The sequence below is a fragment of the Rhizobacter sp. P1_G5 genome, from assembly GCF_056405435.1.
Genome location: NZ_JBFUCB010000375.1, coordinates 1 through 5987 on the forward strand (window position 1 = coordinate 1; position 5987 = coordinate 5987).

General features: G+C 70.2%; 6 protein-coding genes and 1 pseudogene. All 7 read right to left on the reverse strand.

All coding sequences use genetic code 11. The features are described from left to right. Positions 1-72: 72 nt before the first annotated feature. Positions 73-906, reverse strand: coding sequence for a pantoate--beta-alanine ligase (gene panC / locus AC1D12_RS22145; protein WP_477842878.1), 834 nt, complete (start codon positions 904-906; stop codon positions 73-75). A 13-nt stretch (positions 907-919) separates the two neighbouring features. Continuing rightward, entirely contained in the window at positions 920-1753 is an 834-nt protein-coding gene (panB, locus tag AC1D12_RS22150; RefSeq protein WP_477825923.1) for a 3-methyl-2-oxobutanoate hydroxymethyltransferase, read from the reverse strand. Next, positions 1750-2742 (reverse strand): biotin synthase BioB, encoded by a 993-nt coding sequence (gene bioB / locus AC1D12_RS22155; protein ID WP_477842880.1) that lies wholly within the window; start codon positions 2740-2742, stop codon positions 1750-1752. The genes panB and bioB overlap by 4 nt, the downstream gene beginning before the upstream one ends. 12 nt (positions 2743-2754) lie before the next feature. Further along, positions 2755-3594 (reverse strand): segregation and condensation protein A, encoded by an 840-nt coding sequence (locus tag AC1D12_RS22160; protein ID WP_047505453.1) that lies wholly within the window; start codon positions 3592-3594, stop codon positions 2755-2757. A 34-nt stretch (positions 3595-3628) separates the two neighbouring features. Then, positions 3629-3829 carry a DUF3460 family protein gene (locus AC1D12_RS22165; protein WP_047505455.1) on the reverse strand — a complete coding sequence of 67 codons (201 nt, stop codon included), beginning with the start codon at positions 3827-3829 and terminating at the stop codon, positions 3629-3631. 33 nt (positions 3830-3862) lie between these two features. Next, complete coding sequence (locus tag AC1D12_RS22170) at positions 3863-5467, reverse strand: SulP family inorganic anion transporter (protein WP_477842882.1); 1605 nt, start codon at positions 5465-5467, stop codon at positions 3863-3865. Positions 5468-5542: 75 nt separating this feature from the next. Then, positions 5543-5987: pseudogene (locus tag AC1D12_RS22175) on the reverse strand (hypothetical protein); the annotation flags it as partial.

Sequence of the window (5987 nt, forward strand, 5' to 3'; positions counted from 1 at the left end):
TGAAAGTATCGTAATCGATACTTAACAGGTAGCAAGTATCAAATTTGATACTTTCTGGGTCTCTGAATTGCCTCAGAACTCCAGGTTGTCGATCAACCGCGTCTGCCCCAACCGCGCCGCGCCGAGCGCGACCAGCGAGCCGGCCGTGTCGCCGCTGCCGGGCGGCAGCAGGTCGGCGCGCCGCCGCACCGTCAGGTAGTCCGGCTGCCATCCACGCGCCGCCAGATCCGCCATCGCCTTGGCCTCGAGTTGCGCGAGCGCCTGGCCGCCTGCGGCAAAGCCCTCAGCCAGCGCCCGCAGGCTGCGCGACAAGGCCACCGCCTCCTCGCGCTCCGCCGCGCCCAGGTACCCATTGCGCGACGACAGCGCGAGCCCGTCCTCCGCCCGGCTCGTCTCGCCCGCCTCGATCACGATCGGCAACGCGAACTGCTGCGTCATCTGCCGGATCACCATCAGCTGCTGGTAGTCCTTCTTGCCGAACACCGCGATGCGCGGTTGCACGCAGGCGAACAGCTTCATCACCACCGTGCACACGCCGGTGAAGAAACCCGGCCGGAAATGCCCTTCGAGGATGTCGGCCAGCGCCGCATCGGGCACCACCTTGAAGGTCTGCGGCTGCGGGTACAGCTCGCGCTCGTCGGGCGCGAACACGAGGTCGCAGCCGGCGCCCTGCAGCAGCTCGCTGTCGCGGGCCAGCGTGCGCGGGTAACGGTCGAAATCCTCGTGCGGCGCGAACTGCAGCCGGTTCACGAAGATGCTCGCCACCACCGGCAGCCCCTGCCGCTTTGCCTGCCGCACCAGCGCCAGGTGGCCCTCGTGCAGGTTGCCCATCGTGGGCACGAAGGCGCAGGCACCGGGCGTGCCGAGTGCCGCGCGCAGGTCGGCGATCGAATGAACGGTTTTCATCGCGGTGGAAAGCTCAGTAGCCGTGCAGGCTGTCGTCGGGGAAGCGGCGGGCCTTCACGTCGGCCACGTAGCGCGTGATCGCGTCGCCGATGCCGGCGCTGCCCTCCATGAAGTTGCGCACGAAGCGCGGCAGCCTGCCCTGCGTGATGCCGAGCATGTCGTGCAGCACCAGCACCTGGCCCGAACAGGCCACGCCGGCACCGATGCCGATCACCGGGATGTCGAGCGCGTCGGTGATCTGCTTCGCCACCGCCGCCGGCATCAGTTCCAGCACCAGCATCGCGGCGCCCGCATCGGCCAGCTCGCGCGCATGGCGCAGCAGCGTCGCCGCGGCTTCGTTGTTGCGGCCCTGGATGCGGTAGCCGCCCAGCGCATGCACCGACTGCGGCGTCAACCCCAGGTGCGCGCACACCGGGATGCCGCGCTCCACCAGGAAGCGCACCGTCTCGGCCGTCCAGCCGCCGCCCTCGAGCTTCACCATCTGCGCGCCGGCCTGCATCAGCACCGTCGCACTCGCCAGCGCCTGCGCCGGCCCCTGCTGGTAGCTGCCGAACGGCAGGTCGCCGATCAGCCAGGCCCCGCGGTTGCCGCGCGCGACGCAGCGCGTGTGGTACGCCATCTCGTCCAGCGTCACCGGCAGCGTGCTCGCCTGGCCCTGCAGCACCATGCCCAGCGAATCGCCGACCAGCAGGCAATCGACGCCGGCCGCATCGAGCAGCCGCGCGAAGCTGGTGTCATAGCAGGTCAGCATCGCGATCGGCTCGCGGGCCGCGTGCATCTCGCGCAGCCGGTGCAGCGTCACCGCCTTGCGGCCGGGCACGGCGTCCTGGACCGGGTGGCTGCTCATGCCGGCCGCATCCCCAGCTTGTCGAGCAGCGCGCGGTCGGCCTGCACGTCGGGGTTGCCGGTGGTCAGCAGCTTGTCGCCGTAGAAGATCGAATTGGCGCCGGCCGTGAAGCACAGCGCCTGCACCGCCTCGCCCAGCGCCTGGCGCCCGGCCGACAGGCGCACGCGCGCGGTCGGCATCGTGATGCGCGCCACCGCGATCGTGCGCACGAACTCCAGTGGGTCGAGCTGCACCGTGCCGTGCAGCGGCGTGCCTTCGACCTGCACCAGGTTGTTGATCGGCACCGATTCCGGGTACGGATCGAGGTTGGCCAGCGCGCCGATCAGGCCGGCCCGCTGCGCCCGCGTCTCRCCCATGCCGACGATGCCGCCGSMRCASACCTTGACGCCGGCRCYGCGCACGCGCTGCAGCGTGTCGAGCCGGTCCTGGTACTGGCGGGTGCGCACGATGTCGCCGTAGAACTCCGGCGCGGTGTCGAGGTTGTGGTTGTAGTAGTCGAGGCCGGCGCTCTGCAGCGCCTCGGCATGGCCGTCTTCCAGCATGCCGAGCGTCGCGCAGGTCTCCAGGCCGAGGGATTTGACCGCGCTGACCAGCTCGGCCACCTTCTCGATGTCGCGGTCCTTCGGGCCGCGCCACGCGGCGCCCATGCAGAAGCGCGAGGCACCGGCCTCCTGCGCCCGGCGCGCGGCGTCGAGCACGGCCTCGGTGTCCATCAGCTTGCCGGCCTCGACACCGGTGTCGTAGCGCGCCGCCTGCGGGCAGTAGCTGCAGTCTTCGGGGCAGCCGCCGGTCTTGATCGACAGCAGCGTCGACAGCTGCACCTCGGCCGGGTCGAAGTGCTCGCGGTGCACGGTCTGCGCGCGGAACATCAGCTCGGTGAACGGCAGCTCGAACAGGGCCTCGATGTCGGCCACCTGCCAGCGGTCGGTCGTCGCGGCCTGGGCGGCGGCACGGGTGACGAGGTGGACGGGTGCTTCGTGGATCGTCATGGGTGTTCTTTTCTAGGCGGGTTGATAGGCCAGGCGCACGTAGATCGGCGCGAACGCCTCGGCCTGCGTGATCTCCAGCAGCCGCTCGCGCGCCAGCTCCAGCATCGCGATGAAGGTCACCACCAGCACCTGCGGTCCGCGGGTCAGGTCGAACAGCTCCTCGAACATCGCGAAGCGGCGGCCCTGCAGGCCGCGCAGCACGATGCTCATGTGCTCGCGCACGCTCAGCTCCTCGCGGGTGATCGTGTGGTGCTGGTTCAGCTTGGCGCGCTTCAGGATGTCGGCCCAGGCGGCGCGCAGCTCGTCGATCTCGACATCCGGAAAGCGCGGCGTCAGCGATTGCTCGATGGTCACCTGCGCGCGCAGGAAATCGCGCCCCAGCACCGGCAGGCGGTCGAGCCCGGCTGCCGCCAGCTTCATCTGCTCGTACTCCAGCAGCCGGCGCACCAGCTCGGCGCGCGGGTCCTCGGGCTCCTCGCCCTCGGCCACCTTCTTCGGCGGCAGCAGCATGCGCGACTTGATCTCGATCAGCATCGCCGCCATCAGCAGGTATTCGCTGGCGAGCTCGAGGTTGGTCTTGCGGATCTGGTCGACATACGCCAGGTACTGGCGCGTCACGCTGGCCAGCGGGATGTCGAGGATGTTGAAGTTCTGCTTGCGGATCAGGTAGAGCAGCAAGTCGAGCGGGCCTTCGAAGGCCTCGAGGAAGACCTCCAGCGCATCCGGCGGGATGTACAGGTCGGTCGGCATCGTGAACAGCGGCTCGCCGTACAGGCGCGCCACGGCCACGTGGTCGACCACGGTGGGCGCTGCCGCGTCGGTGGCGGCCTGCGCCAGGGCGTCTTCGCTCACGGGGTGCCCGCTCGGTGTCGCGTTCAGGGACGCTTCAATGCCCGGTCTGGTAGACGTAGGGCTGCTGGGCGACCTGGGCGTCGCGGTACTCGCTCTGCGCCTCGCGGTCGACCGGCTTGTCCCACAGCAGTTGGCGGCCCTCGAGCATCCGGCCCGCGAGCGTCGGGTCCTTGGCCTTCAGCTCCTCGATGAACGAGGTGGTGTCGGACTTGTAGGCTTTCCAGAAGAGCGGCATGGTCGGGGCCAGTGAAGCAGCGGAGGGCGGATTTTAGCCGGCCCGGGCGGCGGCCTCGGCGCCGGCCCTGTCGGCGACGATTCGCCCCGCCCCCAGCTCGGCCTCGAAGCCGGCGCGGCGGATCAGCGACAGCGGCTGCGCATCGACCCCGGCCAGGAACAGCGCCACCCCGCGCCGCGCGAGCGAGCGCTGACATTGCGCCAGCGCATCCAGCCCCGAGGTGTCCATCGACAGCATGCGCTGCAGGTCCAGTACCACCGCGCGGGTGCCGGGCAGCACGCGGGCCGGCAGCGCCTCCAGCGTGCCGACCGCGCCGAAGAACAGCGGCCCGCTCAGCGCGAACACCTGCACATCCGGCGCCGCGCTCTCGCAAGGCTCGACGCGGAACAGCGTGCTCATCCGGTAGATGAAGAACACGCAGGCGAGCACCAGCCCGRACTGCACGGCCACCGTCAGGTCGAACACCACCGTCAGCCCGAAGGTGCCCAGCAGCACCGTGCGGTAGTGCAGGCTGAAGCGGCGCAGGCGCGCGAACTCGTGCCATTCGCCCATGTTCCACGCGACGAACAGCAGGATGCCGGCCAGCCCCGCCAACGGCACGTGCACCGCCAGCGGCGCGGCCACCAGCACCACCGCGAGCAGCGTGGCCGCGTGCACGATGCCGGCCACCGGGCTGGTGGCGCCGGAACGCACGTTGGTCACGGTGCGGGCGATCGTGCCGGTGGCGGGGATGCCGCCGAACAGCGGGGCGACCATGTTGGCCACGCCCTGGCCCATCAGCTCCTGGTTCGGGTCGTGGCGCGGCGCCTCGCTGAGGTTGTCGGCGACGCGGGCGCACAGCAGCGATTCGACGGCGCCGAGCAGCGCGATCGTCAGGGTCGGGATCAGCAGCTGCTGCGCACTCGCCCAGCTGAACGGCGGCAGCGCGAGCCGCGGCAGGCCCTGCGGGATGCCGCCGAAGCGCGAGCCGATGGTCTCGACCGGCAACTGCAGCAGCGCGGTCGCGAGCGTCGCCAGCACCAGCGCGACGATCGGGGACGGCACGGCCTTCCAGCGTTTCGGCCACAACGCGACCAGCGCGAGGCAGCCGAGGCCCAGCGCCAGCGCCGCCGGGTTCATGCTGCCGGCATGCGAGGCGAGCGCACCCACCTGCGTGAAGAAATCCGCCGGCACCTTCTCGATGTGCAGCCCGAACAGGTCTTTCAGCTGCGACACGCCGATCAGCACCGCGATGCCGTTCGTGAAGCCGATGATGATCGCCACCGGGATGTAGCGCACCAGCGCGCCGAGCCGCAACGCGCCCATCGCGAACAGCAGCACGCCGGCCAGTGCGGTCGAGATCAGCAGGTTGGTCAGCCCGTAGCGCTCGACGATGCCGTAGACGATGACGATGAACGCACCGGCCGGCCCGCCGATCTGCACGCTGGAGCCGCCCAGCGCCGAGATCAGGAAGCCGGCGACGATGGCGGTGAAGATGCCCTGCTCGGGCTTGACGCCCGACGCGATCGCGAAGGCCATCGCGAGCGGCAGCGCGACCACGCCGACGGTGACGCCGGCCGATGCGTCCTGCCAGAAGCGCCGGCGGTCGTAGCCGCGCAGGCTGTCGAGCAGGCGGGGGCGGAACGGATGCAGGCGCATGGAACCCGAGTATCGGTCCGGCCCGCGCCGGCGTCGCTTGATCTGGATCAAACAGCGCCGGGCAGGCCGCCGCCGTCAGGCTTCCTGGCGGCGTGCGCTGTCGGCGAGCTTCAGGAACTCGTGCGGTTCGCCCACCATCCAGCGCGCCAGCTGGTCGAGCAGGTTCGAGTCGATCCGAGGCGCCGCGAAGGTGACCACCACGGTCTCCAGGTCGTCGAGGTTGCCGAGCTGGAAGCTGACCTTGCCCTGGTCGTGGTCGGGCAGCAGGCGCACCGTCATCGTGACGTCGGCGACGAAGCTGAAGCGCACTTCCTCGAGCCGGCCGTTGACCGGGTCGCGCACCCACTTCGAATCGGGCGCAATGCCGGCCTGGCGCAGGCGGGCTTCGAGCCGCTCGATCTCCGGCGGGAAGTCCTTGCTCATCGTGAGCGAGCGGCCCGACTTCTGCAGCGCGTGGATGACCACATGGTCGAACACCTCCTGCCCCCGGTGCTGCTTGCGCCGCGCGTCGACCCGGAAA

Coding starts and splice junctions, on each gene's coding strand:
- panC (WP_477842878.1), bottom strand. CDS start 906: ATGAAAACCGTTCATTCGATCGCCGACCTGCGCGCGGCACTCGGCACG.
- panB (WP_477825923.1), bottom strand. CDS start 1,753: ATGAGCAGCCACCCGGTCCAGGACGCCGTGCCCGGCCGCAAGGCGGTG.
- AC1D12_RS22165 (WP_047505455.1), bottom strand. CDS start 3,829: ATGCCGCTCTTCTGGAAAGCCTACAAGTCCGACACCACCTCGTTCATC.